The following is a 15,661-nucleotide window of genomic DNA, read 5'->3' on the forward strand; positions in this document are numbered from 1 at the left end:
GTCAGCTTGCTCTATTCTTATTCAAATTAAACATAAAGTACATAGTAATAATATTTGCGTATAAGCAGATGATAAATTAGAAGACGAGGGATTGTATGAAATTGCGAATGAAAAAAGAACGATTATTAGGTCTGCTAGCGTTTGTCATTTTCTTAATTGGCTTTATGATGCCAAATAGGGCGATGGCTACCTCATCATCAGGCGATGCGGGGATAGGGAATTTTACCTATAGTTTAGAGTATCCTGAAAATCAAACGGATACGAGTTTGGGTTACTATCATTTAATGATGCAACCGGGGCAGCAGCAAACGCTTAATTTAATTATGAGTAACCCAAGTGAAACAGCTGTAACGGTGAACTTAGCTTTAAATGGTGCCAAAACGAATCAGAATGGTGTTATTGAGTATGCAAATAGCGAAATTGAAAATGATGCATCATTAGCATTTGATTTTAAAGATATTGTAACTGGGCCTAATAGTGTAGAGTTAGCTCCTGGAGAAACTAAAGCAGTACCACTAGAAATTCAGATGCCTGAAACCAGCTTTGACGGCGTGATTGCTGGCGGACTGCAAATGATGCAGGCCGGTCAAGGTGAGTCTTCAGAAAATGAAGATGGAGGCTCTACAGTAATCAACCAGTATGCATATGTTATATCCATTTTATTACAAGAAACTGATGTGGAATTAACACCAGACTTACAATGGAATCAAGCCTATGGTGGGCAGAGCAATTATCGGAATACGATGTTTGTTAATTTTTCTAATGTAGTAGCAACATATGTGAACAATATGACTGTAGATGCGCAAATTACAACTCAAGGAAGTAATGAAGTGCTCTATGAATCTCGAACTACATCAATTCGCATGGCACCTAATTCGTTCATTGACTATCCTATCACTATGAACGGGGACCGAATGGAGGCTGGAATGTATACTGCCCATGTTGTTGTCACGACTTTGACCGGTGAGCGTTGGGAGTGGACAGAAGACTTTGAAATTACTGAAGAAGAAGCCACGCAATATAACGAAAGAGATGTTGGCTTAGTACAAGATACAGGGATTGACTGGAAAATTATTGCGGCAATAGCGGGTGGCTTTTTAGCTGTCATATTATTAGTCTTCTTAACAGTTCGTCAAATTAGAAAGAATAAGAAAAGTAAAACCAAGGCAGCGCGAACAAAAAAAGCGAACACAACGAAAAAACAAGCCTCTAAAGAAATGACTGCTAAACGGAAGCAATCTTAATGAAAAGAGAACGGGAGTGACATAATGACCATATTAGAATGGATCGTGATGATTGGGGCTGCGGGCAGTATCCTCTTCATGGTATTGACCCTCCTTTTCTTTTTCCAATTCCTCTTGAACCGTAGTAAATTAAAAAAGTTGCCTGAACGTGCCCCCAAGAATAAAAAAAAGCGTCGACGATGGGAAAGAGTAACAGGTAACTTAAAAAAAATAAAAAAGAAAAGTATAACTCGTATGGTTATTTTTTTGGTTTTGACTACAGGTGCTGGTGGGGCAACTCTATATGCATCATTTTATCAATCAATAAATTTAACGTCTGATGATGCCGATGCAATCGTTCGGTCTTATTATCTTTTGCGAGATTTTCAACAGGAATTAGATAAAGCAGCGAATCAGACGGAAGACGAGACGTCTAGTATACAGAATATTCGTTATTTAGCTACAAGTCTGTCAAGCTATAATACGAACAAAGCGAGTCAATTAAATACTGTTGAAGGACAATCTGCATTAAATCGGTATTTTAATGCCTTGTCGCAACTTGGTGTCAATGCGACTCGCGAGAGCCAGAACTTTTATGGAAATGCTGAGTTGGTAGCTCAATTTCAAGAAGATATTGAGCGGACAATTGGCTATGAAATGAAGGCTTTTGATTACTACAAGGTAAATCAATCTGCACTAGAATCGGAAGAGAGCGGAGGGCAATGACCTCTAAAAACCGTAGTAAAAGCTCAAAAGCAGGAACGGGTCGTCAATTAAAAAAAGGTAAGAAAAATACAAAAACTAAAAATAGACGAAGCAAAAAAGCGCCACCACAAAATCACTTGAATAAATTGCCAAAAAAAAAATCAGTGAGAAAGAGACAACGCTTAAAAGGTAAAAAGAAAAAAAGAACGCAAAAATTCAAAAAGAAATTTATGAAATTTCGACGAGGAACAATGGATTTGCTAATAGTAACAGTTGGCATTGTATTGATTTCTATATTGATTGGTTCTTTTTTTTTCAAAGTTGCCACAATTGAGGATTTCAGCATGATTCCAACACTGAGAGATGGTGATAGGGTGATTGTGAAGCGGACAAAAGACCTTGAAAGATTTGATTTAGTATATCTGACTCAAGGCAACGAACGCGTTGTCCGTCGAGTCATAGGACTTCCTGGTGAAATGATTAAGTATGAAAATGATACCTTATATATTGACGGCTATGAAGTGGTAGAGAAATTTATTATTGATGAGATTAATGATGCTGCACGCAATGGCGGTCATTACACAGAAAACTTTATTACAGCGGATATCATTGGTGAAAATTATATTCCAGAAAAGTATTATATAGTGTTGGGAGATAACCGACCTTATGGTACAGATAGCCGCCAATGGGGAATAGTCAATCAAGAAGAGATTATTGGTGTCGTTCAGATGAGAATACTACCCCTTAACGACATGAAAAACTTCACCACTAAAACGAGATAAATCTAAGTCCACTTGTCAGTAGATAAGTGGTCTTTTTGTGTCTGAAATCTGGTCAAATGTTTAAACCCACTTCATGATTTACACTATTATAAGTAGTGGAGTTAACACAAAAAAGAACAGGACTTATTTGATTAGGCTGACTAGTATGACAATATCTTTTTCTTGATTTCTTACTTTTAGTTCTCTACAAAAATAGTCCTGCTAACTTTATTAGAAGAAAGCATTCCTAAAATACAGTCCATCATTTCTTAAAAAGGCTCTAAATCAGCAGTGCAACCAGTCGTTGCCTTTAAAAAAATTAGAAGCAACGAAAAGCTGTCAATGAAACATTTGTTTCAGCTTTACAAAACATATGGCAAACTATTACGGTGAAATTGGGAGGGGAATTATGTTAAATATTGGAAGCAATATAAGATATTACAGAAAAAAAAAAACCTGTCTCAAAGTGAATTGGCTAAAAAGTTACATATTTCTCGTCAAACAGTCTCCAAATGGGAATTGGCTAAAAGTTTACCAACAATCGAGTATATCATTCTGCTTAGTAAAGAATTGGCTGTCAGCTTAGACCAACTAGTAAGTGAGCAAAAGAAAATAAAAGGAGGAGAACAGATGAAAGCAATCGTGTTAGTTCAAAGTTATACGCCCAGTAATGAAGAGGGATGGGGGAATGAAGCAAAAAATTATGGGGTCCTAAATTTAATCGCCAATTTGGCCCAACAATACCCGAAGTTTGAATGGCGAGCCGCAAAATTTAGTGAGCTTAAGGAGATCTTTCATCAAGAACATATAGATTTTATCGTGGTGCTGCCGGAAAGTCAGCGGAGAGTTGCGTCTTTGAAGGAAATTTTTAATGGTGAGGTACGGGTAATCAAGTCATATGAATATGCAGAAATGACAACCAATCATATTCTTGAAAAAAACTGATTGCTTTGAATATGGAAATGAATTTAGGGAGGAAACGTCAATTTATAATCATTGGTGTTTAATTAAAAAATGACTATTTGTGAGGAACTTTGTTTGGTATGACAATAATTTTATTAGATAGATAACAACGAAAGAAATTTTCAGTGAGATTTTTATTGTACGATTCTATCAGCAATGAGCGGGGGCAGTTAAAAGTTAGAATAAAGCAAATGAATCAATCCGCAATAAACATATAATGACTATTTCACTATTATTTAATAGTAAGGACACAAAAGAGTCATAATTTGAGGGTATTATCAATGTATCCCAATAAAACAAACCCAAATAAAACACTTTTTCATTTTTTACTCCTAAACCCGCCAGTCCCCGTTGGCGGGTTCCCTTTTGTACCTGAGAAAAAAATTTTTTTCTCAGGTGCAAAAGGGTTGCATACAGTTCAACTAAGTGGTAATTGGAAAATTTTTTAAGGACTATTGAAAGTTGAACTAGTATCCTAGCCCATCGGTCCCCGCCGATGGGCTCCCTTTTTTTGTCTACAGAAAAAAGGAACTTTTTCTGTAGAGCATGGAGACGTATAAAGTTAACCTTGAATTTTTTCCCTATGACATCAGCTAGATTGTCATTTCCAAAATTCCCCAAGCTCAACTTAAAAAGAATCTCTTGTGTCAGTAAAACAGCACAAAAAAACTCGGCCCCTCGATATGGCCGAGCTTTAATACTTTTCGGAAGGATATTAGTAAGAAAGAATTTATTTGTACTTGATGCTCTTACACATGCAAAGTATTGTTTGAATTTCTATTTTATAAACAAAAATTTGGTTCATTAATAAAGATTAACACGTTTGTCTTAAATACTATTCACTTTTTTGTTGCTGCATTGCCTTCTTTGTTACGTATAAAATTACTTCTAGTTGAGCGATGATGCTGCTCATTTCGGTGATACGCATTCACTATTTTAAGGTTGCGATAAATACCCTACACGTATAATGCTTGGTGAATCTTGTTCAACTAACAATTTGTTGTTTACTGTTTCTGCTTGATCGAGAAATTCTTCCATTCTTACTAATAGTTCCTCCTTCCTTATGCTTAAAGTATAGCACAAAAAGAAAGCGTTTGCAAATAGAAAATTATAAGCAAAATTGTACTTTTTTTCAACAAAATTCTTTTGCGGTTTGATTAAATTCAATCATTTTTGTTGAACAACCCCTTTGAAACGTGCTACATTAATATAGGAAGCAACTTTATCAAAATATATTTTTGGGAAGTATTTTTTGATAAAACAAAGCTGATTAGCAGAAAATTACCGACAGCTGTGGAGTTGTTTTCAGTGAATGGCATAAAAATTAAAAAAAATTGGAGGAATAGGATGGAATTATACGAAAAAAATATTGAAGAGATTCTCACAGAAAATACCACGATAGAAACTGGGCTGAGCAGTCAAGAAGCACAAAAGCGTTTGAGCACATATGGCCGCAACCAGTTTGAAGAAGCGAAGAAGGATTCTTTAGCGAAAAAATTTCTACATAGCTTAGGCGACTTTACAACAATCATTTTGATTATTGCCGCCGTTATTTCTTTTTATACAGCCATTGCGACAGATCATGGCGATTATTTTGAAGGTATTTTGATTATCGCTATCGTTATTATTAATTCGGTTTTGACAATTGTTCAAGAAGGGAATGCTGAGAAATCTTTGGCGGCCTTACAGGACATGAATAAGCAGACAACGCTGGTCAAACGAGATGGCCGGGTGGAAAAAATCGATGCCGAAGAAGTCGTGCCGGGAGATATTTTAGTTTTAGAAAACGGTGCGATGATTGTTGCTGATGGACGGATTGTTCAAGGCAATCAGCTGCGGTTGGACGAAGCTTCTTTGACGGGGGAAAGTGAAGCCGTTGAGAAAGACTTTACATTTGTTGCCGATGCGGACACGCCTTTAGGAGATCGCATTAATATGGTTTATAAAGGCACCACAGTAACAAACGGTCGGGGACAAGTTTTAGTTACTGCAACCGGTATGCAGACGGAGATGGGGAAAATTGCCGGACTGCTAAATGATGAAACGACCAGTAAAACACCGCTACAAATTCGTTTAAATCAATTAGGTAAACGAATTTCTATCGTTGCTTTAGCGGCCGCTGCTTTAGTTTTTATTATCGGTGAACTGCAGGGTGAACCGTTATTGGAAATGTTTATGACCTCAGTGTCACTTGCTGTTGCTGCCGTGCCGGAAACGTTGACGGTGATTGTGACCTTGACGCTGGCCTATGGCGTACAGCGGATGGCCAAGAAAAATGCGATTATCCGCAAGCTGCCCGCAGTTGAAACTTTGGGAACCGCTAGTGTGATTTGTTCGGATAAAACCGGTACACTGACACAAAATAAAATGCGGGTGCGGCGGGTTTGGACCCGCGGCGATGAAGTAACAGATACTGAAGATGCCATGACTGAAGAAGCGATGGAAGTGCTTAAAATGGCGGCGCTGTGTACCGATGTCATCGTTGAATATGACAATGATGATTTAATTGTCAAAGGAAATCCCACCGAAGCAGCCATCGTGCGTGCGGTGGAGGAAAATTACCACACTAAGATTCAATTAGAAGAAGAATTTCCCCGTGTGGCAGAACTGCCTTTTGATTCCGAAAGAAAAATGATGACCACCGTTCACAAGATGGGAAAAAAATATTTGTCGGTAACAAAGGGTGCCTTTGATGTTCTGTTGCCGAGATTTCATTATGGCGATGTCGAGCAGGCAGCTGTCGTAAATGACCGTTTTGGTAAACGGGCACTGCGGGTGATTGCTGTCGGTTATGCTGTATATGATGAAATGCCGCAAGAGATTACCTCTGAAGCTTTAGAAAAAGATCTGAAGCTTTCTGGTTTAGTCGGCATGATTGATCCGCCCCGGCCTGAAAGTAAAGGCGCTATCAAGCGGGCAAAGCGGGCTGGTATCAAGACGGTTATGATTACCGGAGACCACATTGTAACGGCTAGTGCGATTGCCAAAGAATTAGGTATTTTAAAGAAAAAAACCGAAGCCATTACTGGTGCGAAAATGCGGGAAATGTCCGATGATGAATTAGTATCACGGGTGAAAGATTTCTCTGTTTACGCTCGGGTAACACCGGAGGATAAAATCCGTATCGTCAAAGCGTGGCAAAAAACCGGCGCTGTTGTAGCGATGACCGGGGATGGCGTCAACGATGCGCCGGCTTTAAAAGCCAGCGATGTCGGAGCTGCGATGGGGATTACTGGAACTGATGTGGCTCAGAGTGCCGCGGATATGATTTTGACCGATGATAATTTTGCGACCATTGTCGATGCAGTAGCTCGAGGTCGGGCGGTGTATCGGAATATCCGCAAAGCGGTGAATTTCCTATTGAGCTGTAATATCTCAGAAATTTTTATTGTGTTGATTTCAATGCTGTTGGGCTGGGGAGCACCATTTACGGCCGTACAGCTGCTCTTCGTTAATGTTGTGGCAGATGGTCTGCCAGGTTTTGCTTTAGGGCGTGAACCTGCTGAAAAAGGAATTATGCATGAGCCGCCGATTCCCAAAAATGAGGGGATTTTTGCTCGTGGATTATGGCAAAAAATTGCTGTCAACGCTGCGATTTTCACCGTGGTTGCCCTTTTTGGTTTCTATCTAGGCAGTTTCGTGGATACGATTAGTCCTTGGGTTGAAGCCAGCCATGATGTTGGTCAGACAGTCGCTTTCCTTGTGCTAGCTTACTCGTCAATCCTACATGTCTTTAATGTCCGCAGCACCAAGTCGATTTTCCAAGTTAAACTTTCAACCAATAAATCTTTATTTGAAATGGCGGTTCTGGCTATCTTGATTACAACAGCGATTGCTTTACTGCCATTCACGCAAGGTTTATTTGGCTTAGTTCACATTAGTTTGAATCACTGGCTGCTAGTGGGACTGCTGTCGATTGTGCCGATTTTCGTCAATGAAATGATTAAATTCCACAATGCACCAGAAGTGGACGATAGCACCAGCTCAGTCATCGTTGAAGAAGACTAGTTGAAATATCTGGACTCTTTTAAATTTCTCCTAAAGAGAATGCCTAAAAAGAGTTCAGGTATTTTTTTGCCAATTAATATAGAAGGAAGCCGCTAAATCTTGCCCTTTTTTTAAGAAAGGCAAGGGCTCTTGCAATGGCTTAAAAAAGCAAGTATGATTAGTGCAGTTTGACATTTGCTCTAACTTGGATTAAAGCTGGCTTCTTCAAGTGCTGATTATTTTGCAGGGCAAAGTAATTGTTCATAGTAAAAGCCTTTTATTCAATGTGAGACTGTGCCATTAGATAAAATCAAATTTTTACAAATAGTAGCTGTTTGAAACTATTAAATAGTATAAACCTGTGCTGAGAGATCTGGATGATCGCAAAAGCAAGGCCCAGCTAGCTTGAGGTTTTATTTGTAAAAAACTAATGCCAGGGTATCACTAAGACAAATTCTTAAATCGTTTCAGAAAGTAGGGGACTCAATGACGGAACCAGCAATTCGTTACCGTTTAATCAAAAAAGAAAAGCATACGGGTGCGCGCTTAGGGGAAATAATTACCCCCCACGGCACATTTCCCACACCGATGTTTATGCCGGTGGGAACTTTAGCGACAGTTAAAACCATGTCACCAGAGGAATTAAAAGAGATGGGCGCCGGGATTATTTTAAGTAATACTTATCACTTATGGTTGCGCCCTGGGGAAGACTTAGTGGCAGAGGCAGGCGGTTTACATAAATTTATGAACTGGGATCAGCCGATTTTAACGGATTCTGGCGGTTTTCAAGTTTTTTCTTTGGCGGATATGCGCAATATCGTTGAAGAAGGTGTTCATTTCAAGAATCATTTGAATGGCTCAAAAATGTTTTTGTCACCGGAAAAAGCCATTGATATTCAAAATAAGTTAGGCTCAGATATTATGATGAGCTTTGATGAGTGCCCGCCCTTTGATGAAAGCTATGATTACGTTAAAAAATCAGTGGAACGGACGTCTCGCTGGGCTGAGCGGGGCTTAAAGGCCCATGCCAATCCTAAAACACAAGGCTTATTTGGAATCATCCAAGGGGCTGGTTTTGAGGATTTACGAAAACAAAGTGCCCAAGATTTAGTCAGCATGGATTTTCCCGGCTATTCTATCGGTGGATTATCTGTCGGAGAGCCCAAGGAAGAAATGAATCGGGTGTTGGATTTTACCACACCGTTGATTCCGGAAAATAAACCTCGCTACTTGATGGGGGTTGGCGCTGCAGATTCATTGATTGATGGTGTGATTCGTGGCGTTGATATGTTTGACTGCGTACTGCCGACGAGAATCGCCCGCAACGGCACCTGTATGACATCCCACGGTCGCTTAGTTGTTAAAAATGCGACCTTTGCGCGCGATTTTGGTCCAATTGACGATAATTGCGATTGCTATGTTTGTAAAAATTATAGCCGAGCATACATCCGTCATCTGATTAAATGCGATGAAACCTTTGGCATTCGTTTGACCTCTTATCATAATTTGTATTTCCTATTAGACTTGATGAAAAAAGTTCGCCAAGCAATTATGGATGATAATTTGCTGGAATTTCGGGCTAACTTTTTTGAAGAGTACGGTTTTAACAAAGTAAATGCGAAAAGTTTTTAAAAAATCACCGGAAAGACTAGTGTAAACCGTTTTTTTTTGCTACAGTTATTCTTGTGAACAAAAAAAGCGAGGTGAGAATACATGGCAGGACTTATGCCTTTAATCCTTCTAGTTGCGATGGTTGCAATGTGGTGGTTTATGAGCCGCAGCCAAAAGAAACAGCAACAGGAACGGCAAAATCAATTATCAGCGATGAAACCTGGTGATAAAGTGGTTACAATCGGTGGGTTGCATGGTGTGTTATCAGAAATTAATCCGAGTACAGTTATTATTGACTGCGAAGGAATCTTTTTAGAATTTGAAAAGAGCGCCATTCGGACAGTTAAATCTGCTGAAGCGACTGAACCAGTTGCAACAGTTGCAGAAGCGACTGAAGTAATCGAAGAAACACCGGAAACAACTGACGATACTGAAACCAAAAACTAAATCAGCAACATTACTGATCTATGAAAGCTTCAGGCAAATTTTTTGTGCTGAAGCTTTTTTTGTTTTTATAATCGCATGTAAAGAAGGGGGAATAATTTTGGCGAAGCTAACTTGGATGCAAAAAATTATTTTAAAACAGGCAGTGAAAAAGAAAATTCAATCTTTCACAAGAGCTGGCTATCAAGAAATTCTGCAGCCTGAATTATTAGAATTTTTACTTGAATATCGTTGGAAACGTTGCAAAATCAATGATTTAAGTGCGCGTTTGCAGGACTTAAAAGAAGTCACTGCCAATGATTTTTTTGATTATCAACAGCTTAAAATTCAAACCTCCGCAAAAACCTTAGCTGAATTGGATGATTTTTCAGATTTATTCTAAGTTTTCCGTTAAAAAATTTTAAAATATATAACAAAAATATTTTTCTCTTTTGAAAACGGTATCTTTATTGTCAGCTCGCAATTACCATGATAGCAGTCTTTCTTGAAATAAAATTTCTAGTGAAAAAAATCACAAAAAACTATTTACAAACCTAAAATGATGTTGTATATTATGTATGTGAAATAGTTAACAAGAAATTTTTGAAGATAAATTTTAGGAGGACTATCATGGCTAAAGTAATTACAGAAGAAAAAGTAGATGTTCAAGGAGTCATCGATGAGTTAGCATTGAAAGCAAATGTTGCTTTGAAAGAATTAGAAACTTTTGACCAAGCAAAAATTGACCACATTGTACATGAAATGGCAATGGCTGCTTTAGATCAACATATGCCATTAGCAAAAATGGCAGTAGCCGAAACTGGCCGCGGAATTGTTGAAGATAAAGCAATTAAAAATATGTATGCTTCTGAATATATTTGGAACAGCATCAAAGATAATAAAACAGTTGGTGTCATCAGCGAAGATAAACAAAAAGGTTTAATCGAAATTGCTGGCGGCGTGGGAGTTGTCTGTGGTGTTACACCAACAACTAACCCAACTTCAACCACTATTTTTAAAGCGATGATTGCTTTAAAAACTGCAAACCCAATTATTTTTGCTTTCCATCCAAGCGCTCAAGCATGTTCGGCTGAAGCAGCTCGCATCGTCAGAGATGCAGCGATTGCCGCTGGTGCTCCAGAAAATTGTGTGCAATGGATTGAACAACCATCAATTGAAGCAACTTCAATGTTGATGAACCATCCTGGCGTTGCAATTGTGTTAGCAACTGGCGGACCTGGCATGGTGAAATCAGCTTACTCAACTGGTAAACCAGCTTTAGGCGTGGGTGCTGGTAACGTCCCTGCTTATATTGAAAAGACAGCTAAAGTGAAACGGGCAGTTAATGATTTAATCGTTTCAAAAACATTTGATAATGGTATGATTTGTGCTTCTGAACAAGCTGTCATTGTCGATAAAGAAATTTATGCATCTGTAAAAGCTGAGTTTGAAGCGCATCAAGTTTACTTTGTAAAACCAAATGAGTTAAGCAAATTAGAAGATGCTGTGATGAACGAAGGCAAATATGCCGTTGATCCATCAATCGTTGGTCATTCAGCAGAAGAAATTGCAGCTTTGGCTGGCATTAAAGTGCCAAGCGGAACGAAAATGCTGATTGCTGAACTTGAAGGTGCTGGAGCGGAATATCCATTATCCCGTGAAAAACTTTCTCCAGTTTTAGCGATGATGAAAGCTAAAAATACCGCAGACGCTTTTGATTTATGTGAAGCAATGTTAGAATTAGGCGGCTTAGGCCATACAGCCGTTATCCATACTGAAAATGAAGACCTGCAAGTTCAATTTGGTATTCGGATGAAAGCTTGCCGGATCTTAGTTAATACACCATCAGCTGAAGGCGGAATCGGTAATATTTACAACGAAATGATTCCTTCATTAACATTAGGTTGTGGTTCTTACGGCCGGAATTCAGTTTCCCGTAACGTGTCCGCTGTCAACTTAATCAATGTCAAAACTGTGGCGAAACGGAGAAACAACATGCAATGGTTCAAATTACCACCAAAAATTTTCTTTGAACAAAACTCATTATTGTACCTTGAAAAGATGGAAAATCTTGAAAGAGTAATGATTGTTTGTGACCCAGGCATGGTGCAATTCGGTTACTGCGATACAGTTCGTGAAGTGTTAGCTCGTCGCTCGAATGATGTTAAAGTTGAAGTTTTCTCTGATGTTGAACCAAATCCTTCAACAGATACAGTTTATGCTGGAACTAAAATGATGGTTGATTTCAAACCTGATACGATTATTGCACTAGGTGGCGGTTCTGCAATGGATGCTGCGAAGGGCATGTGGATGTTTTATGAACACCCAGATACTTCATTCTTCGGCGCAAAACAAAAATTCTTAGATATTCGCAAACGGACCTACAAAATTGACAAACCAGTGAAAACTCAATTTGTTTGTATCCCAACAACTTCTGGTACTGGTTCTGAAGTAACACCATTTGCGGTAATCACTGATAGTGATACACACGTTAAATATCCTTTAGCTGACTACGCTTTGACACCAGATGTTGCCATCGTGGACCCTCAATTTGTCATGTCAGTACCAGCTTCAGTAACGGCTGATACAGGAATGGACGTTTTAACACACGCAATTGAATCATATGTTTCTGTTATGGCATCTGATTACACTCGCGGTTTAAGCTTACAAGCAATCAAATTAGTCTTTGATTACTTAGAAAAATCTGTGAAAACGCCTGATATGGAATCACGGGAAAAAATGCATAATGCATCAACAATGGCTGGTATGGCTTTTGCAAATGCCTTCTTAGGAATTTGTCACTCTGTAGCCCACAAAATTGGTGGAGAGTACGGCATTCCTCACGGACGGACAAACGCAATCTTATTGCCACACATCATCCGTTACAATGCGAAAGATCCGCAAAAACATGCAATGTTCCCTAAATATGATTTCTTTAGAGCAGACACTGACTACGCAGATATTGCGAAATTCTTAGGCCTTAAAGGTAAAAACACTCAAGAATTAGTCGACGCTTTAGCAACTGCTGTCTTCGAATTAGGTCAATCTGTCGGTATCGAAATGAACTTGAAAGCTCAAGGCGTGACTCAAGTCACTTTGGATACAACCGTTGACCGGATGGCTGAATTGGCTTATGAAGACCAATGTACAACAGCAAATCCAAAAGAACCATTAATTAGCGAACTGAAACAAATTATTGTGGATGCTTATAATGGGTAAAGTTTAAATCTGAAATACAAAAATTCCTGAGGGAGCAATCCTTCAGGAATTTTTTTAGTTTTAACTTTTTTAAGGATAGAACACGGGTTAAACAAACACCACAACTTCATTCACCTGAATCTTAGGGTCTAAAGATTGTACGACTGGACAATTTCGCTCAATCAAGCGAATTGCTCGAGTGGCCTTGGCTCGCTGTTCAGGAGAGACATTTTTTAAATAGAAGGTAACCGTGACGGATGCTAATGGTCGGGCTTTACCATCTTCTTGACGAGTATAAGCCAACTGAACGGTTTCGATATGATAATCAATGTGCGAGTTGGTCAAAACTTGGCGGTAAACGGCGGCACTGCAACCGCCAATGGCAATCACGAGGGTTTCTAATGGTGAATAGCCTACGTCTTTTTTTAAAATCCAATTACCATCTGGATGAATGACTTCAAGGTTGTCGTTAATTAATTGAATTTCCATGGAGAAGCTCCTTTACTTTTGTTCAAGAATTTATTTTCATTCATTATACAAATAGTCCTAAGCAGAAAACAACTAATCTGAATGGAAGATTTTCCAGATAACCAAGGAGGACTAAATTTTGAATAGAAAAAAGCTGATGCAATACCATCAGCTTTAGCGCATACTATATTTTTTTAAATCGATATTTCTTGCTTCAGCCCATTCTTTGGGTTGGCCGGAGAGAATGACTTGTTTTTGCTGCAGCTCTTGCAGATTTTTAGCACCTACAAGGGAGAAGAGTAACCGCAGTTCCTCTTGCCAGCTGGTTAAGAGTTCAACTGTTTTGTCGATGCCATCTTTGAGCAACGAATTTAGAATCGTTGCGGAAACACCGACTGCTTGAGCACCTAAGGCAAGTGCCTTGAAAATGTCATAGGCGTTGCGGACGCCACCGGAGGCCAGCAGGGTAGCATCTGTTGGGAAAACCACTTCGTTAGCTTCTAATAAAGAGATAACGGTCGATTGGCCCCAATTATTTAAGTAAGCCAGCTCTCTTTTAGGACGACGGGCATTTTCAATTTGTGTGAAGCTGGTGCCACCTTGGCCGGCAACGTCAATGATTTTAATGCCTAATTCGAGTAACTGAGCAATCGTTTCCCGGGACATGCCGAAGCCGACTTCTTTAACGATAACAGGCACGTCTAAGTTATGCACAATTTCCTGTAAACTAGCCGACCATTGTTCAAAATGGCGGTCGCCTTCAGGCATCACTAATTCCTGTGGGAAATTTAAATGAATTTGCAGGCCGTCCGCCTTTAAGCCAGCGACGGCTTTTTTGGCTTTTTCTAAATCGGCATCGGCCCCGACATTAGCCAAAACGATTCCCTCAGGATTGCTTTCTCTCAAGGAAGTAAATGTCGGCCATAACGTTTCATCTTTAATAGCAGCGCTGACGGAGCCGGTAGCAATCATCAGGCCAGTTTCTTTGGCAATCAAGCCTAGGTCGTGATTGATTTTACCAGTTTTTTCACTGCCGCCGGTCATGGCATTAATGTAAAAAGGGCAAGTCAAAGCAAAGGGACCGACCGTGGTTGCCAAATTGACTTGGTCCACGTCGGCTCCTTGTAAGGAATGATGAAGGAAGCGGACCGCATCAAAATCGTTGGCATGTTCTTTATGAAAAGCTTTTGCTAATGATACGTGTTCGTCTTTACGATTCATCGGTTAATCCTTTCGTTTTTCTGAAAAATAGACGTGTAGTGGCAAAGGAGTGATGTCGGCATTTTCCCAAGTGCTCATCAAAGGTAAAATCCCAGATTTTTGGCTGGTAATCACAATGCCGCAATCACCGCCACCAGCGCCTGAAGATTTGGCAGCTCCTTCATTTTCTTCGGCTAAATCACAGAGCTGTTTTAAAGCGGGCGTTTCAATCACCACGCCAGTAATCGAAGTTAATTCCTGCAAGAGATGACGATTTTTACGAATCATCTGTTGGATTTGTTTAATATTATTTTGGCGGAAGCCCTCAATCATTTTTTCCACGCAGGCTTTGCTGTCGGCTAAAAATTGCGTATAGCGCTGCTGCTGTTGTTCTCTAGAATGATGAACCTGATCCACTAAATCGGAGGTTGAGGCCGGGCTGCCGGTCCAACCGATTAACAGGCGCAAATCTTTTGGCGCCTGCAGAGGCTGAATTGATAATTGCGGCCAGTCCATCGCAACTAATTCCGCAACAGAATGCTGGCTATAAGCTTCTGCCAGCCAATCGTGGTCAAAGGTTGAGAAGGCTAACCAACCGCCGTAGCAGCTAGCGGCAATATCGCCGCAGGAACCGTTGCTGGCTACTTCATGGTGGGCCAGGGCTGCCAGTTTAAAAATGGTCAGCCGATCTAAGTTTAGCTGATAGAACTCATTTAAAGCTTTGACCGTCGCCACAGTCACTGCACCGCTAGAACCTAAGCCGTATTTGCGGCCGTTGGAGCTGTCCAGTTCACTGGTGACTTTTAAATCAAAAAAGCGCAAAGTAGTCTCGTGCTCTAGAGCGTATTTTTCAGTTAGGCGAATCGCCGCCAAAATATAATGAAAGGGATTGTCCCGGATATCTAAGACAAGCTCGCCTTTTTTGCGGGTCCAACGCACTGGCAAATCACTGTACTGGCCAGATTGAATGCTGCCGTTGCGTTTGGCTTCATTCATTGAGACTGTGACAAATTGGTCGACAGCAACAATAATCGCTGGATGACCTGCTTCGACAACCGCATACTCACCGGCAATATATAATTTTCCTGGGGCAGATACTTCAATCATCTTCTCATTTCCTTT

General features: G+C 39.9%; 12 protein-coding genes and 1 pseudogene. 10 read left to right on the forward strand and 3 right to left on the reverse strand.

Annotated elements, in window-relative coordinates; all coding sequences use genetic code 11:
• The first annotated feature begins 95 nt into the window (after window positions 1–95).
• The 10 genes and pseudogenes from AC1Z3S_RS12700 to adhE all read left to right on the forward strand — a co-directional run bounded on the left by AC1Z3S_RS12700 (window position 96) and on the right by adhE (window position 12,892).
• Window positions 96–1,244, forward strand: a complete 1,149-nt coding sequence (locus AC1Z3S_RS12700) for a WxLIP family cell surface protein (RefSeq protein ID WP_461740673.1) — start codon at window positions 96–98, stop codon at window positions 1,242–1,244.
• A gap of 24 nt (window positions 1,245–1,268) precedes the next feature.
• Window positions 1,269–1,949, forward strand: a complete 681-nt coding sequence (locus AC1Z3S_RS12705) for a hypothetical protein (protein WP_461740674.1) — start codon at window positions 1,269–1,271, stop codon at window positions 1,947–1,949.
• Entirely contained in the window at window positions 1,946–2,710 is a 765-nt protein-coding gene (gene lepB, locus AC1Z3S_RS12710; protein WP_461740675.1) for a signal peptidase I, read from the forward strand. The genes AC1Z3S_RS12705 and lepB overlap by 4 nt, the downstream gene beginning before the upstream one ends.
• A gap of 414 nt (window positions 2,711–3,124) precedes the next feature.
• Window positions 3,125–3,292 (forward strand): annotated as a pseudogene (locus AC1Z3S_RS12715) (helix-turn-helix domain-containing protein); the annotation flags it as partial.
• A 27-nt stretch (window positions 3,293–3,319) separates the two neighbouring features.
• On the forward strand, window positions 3,320–3,634 hold the full coding sequence (locus AC1Z3S_RS12720; protein WP_461740676.1) for a hypothetical protein: 315 nt from the start codon (window positions 3,320–3,322) through the stop codon (window positions 3,632–3,634).
• Between the two features lie 1,365 nt (window positions 3,635–4,999).
• Complete coding sequence (locus AC1Z3S_RS12725; RefSeq protein ID WP_461738046.1) at window positions 5,000–7,660, forward strand: calcium-translocating P-type ATPase, PMCA-type; 2,661 nt, start codon at window positions 5,000–5,002, stop codon at window positions 7,658–7,660.
• A 465-nt stretch (window positions 7,661–8,125) separates the two neighbouring features.
• A complete protein-coding gene (gene tgt / locus AC1Z3S_RS12730; RefSeq protein ID WP_265459746.1) occupies window positions 8,126–9,271 on the forward strand; it encodes a tRNA guanosine(34) transglycosylase Tgt in 1,146 nt (381 codons plus the stop codon).
• Window positions 9,272–9,352: 81 nt separating this feature from the next.
• On the forward strand, window positions 9,353–9,697 hold the full coding sequence (gene yajC, locus AC1Z3S_RS12735) for a preprotein translocase subunit YajC (protein ID WP_265459747.1): 345 nt from the start codon (window positions 9,353–9,355) through the stop codon (window positions 9,695–9,697).
• A 97-nt stretch (window positions 9,698–9,794) separates the two neighbouring features.
• Window positions 9,795–10,076 (forward strand): post-transcriptional regulator, encoded by a 282-nt coding sequence (locus AC1Z3S_RS12740; RefSeq protein ID WP_461740677.1) that lies wholly within the window; start codon window positions 9,795–9,797, stop codon window positions 10,074–10,076.
• A gap of 227 nt (window positions 10,077–10,303) precedes the next feature.
• A complete protein-coding gene (gene adhE / locus AC1Z3S_RS12745; protein WP_461740678.1) occupies window positions 10,304–12,892 on the forward strand; it encodes a bifunctional acetaldehyde-CoA/alcohol dehydrogenase in 2,589 nt (862 codons plus the stop codon).
• 87 nt (window positions 12,893–12,979) lie between these two features.
• Here the strand turns inward: adhE and AC1Z3S_RS12750 are convergent, their stop codons facing one another.
• The 3 genes from AC1Z3S_RS12750 to AC1Z3S_RS12760 form a co-directional block, all read right to left on the reverse strand.
• Window positions 12,980–13,360 (reverse strand): OsmC family protein, encoded by a 381-nt coding sequence (locus AC1Z3S_RS12750; RefSeq protein WP_461740679.1) that lies wholly within the window; start codon window positions 13,358–13,360, stop codon window positions 12,980–12,982.
• A gap of 153 nt (window positions 13,361–13,513) precedes the next feature.
• Window positions 13,514–14,560: a type 2 isopentenyl-diphosphate Delta-isomerase gene (fni, locus tag AC1Z3S_RS12755; protein WP_461740680.1), complete on the reverse strand. Its 1,047-nt coding sequence runs from the start codon at window positions 14,558–14,560 to the stop codon at window positions 13,514–13,516.
• A 3-nt stretch (window positions 14,561–14,563) separates the two neighbouring features.
• Window positions 14,564–15,646: a phosphomevalonate kinase gene (locus AC1Z3S_RS12760; protein WP_461738041.1), complete on the reverse strand. Its 1,083-nt coding sequence runs from the start codon at window positions 15,644–15,646 to the stop codon at window positions 14,564–14,566.
• Window positions 15,647–15,661: the final 15 nt, after the last annotated feature.

It is taken from the genome of Enterococcus sp. LJL90, assembly GCF_056924355.1.

What these genes read in the sequence shown, in the direction of transcription:
- AC1Z3S_RS12700 (WP_461740673.1), top strand. Translation starts at nt 96, where the DNA reads ATGAAATTGCGAATGAAAAAAGAACGATTATTAGGTCTGCTAGCGTTT.
- AC1Z3S_RS12705 (WP_461740674.1), top strand. Translation starts at nt 1,269, where the DNA reads ATGACCATATTAGAATGGATCGTGATGATTGGGGCTGCGGGCAGTATC.
- lepB (WP_461740675.1), top strand. Translation starts at nt 1,946, where the DNA reads ATGACCTCTAAAAACCGTAGTAAAAGCTCAAAAGCAGGAACGGGTCGT.
- AC1Z3S_RS12720 (WP_461740676.1), top strand. Translation starts at nt 3,320, where the DNA reads ATGAAAGCAATCGTGTTAGTTCAAAGTTATACGCCCAGTAATGAAGAG.
- AC1Z3S_RS12725 (WP_461738046.1), top strand. Translation starts at nt 5,000, where the DNA reads ATGGAATTATACGAAAAAAATATTGAAGAGATTCTCACAGAAAATACC.
- tgt (WP_265459746.1), top strand. Translation starts at nt 8,126, where the DNA reads ATGACGGAACCAGCAATTCGTTACCGTTTAATCAAAAAAGAAAAGCAT.
- yajC (WP_265459747.1), top strand. Translation starts at nt 9,353, where the DNA reads ATGGCAGGACTTATGCCTTTAATCCTTCTAGTTGCGATGGTTGCAATG.
- adhE (WP_461740678.1), top strand. Translation starts at nt 10,304, where the DNA reads ATGGCTAAAGTAATTACAGAAGAAAAAGTAGATGTTCAAGGAGTCATC.
- AC1Z3S_RS12750 (WP_461740679.1), bottom strand. Translation starts at nt 13,360, where the DNA reads ATGGAAATTCAATTAATTAACGACAACCTTGAAGTCATTCATCCAGAT.
- fni (WP_461740680.1), bottom strand. Translation starts at nt 14,560, where the DNA reads ATGAATCGTAAAGACGAACACGTATCATTAGCAAAAGCTTTTCATAAA.
- AC1Z3S_RS12760 (WP_461738041.1), bottom strand. Translation starts at nt 15,646, where the DNA reads ATGATTGAAGTATCTGCCCCAGGAAAATTATATATTGCCGGTGAGTAT.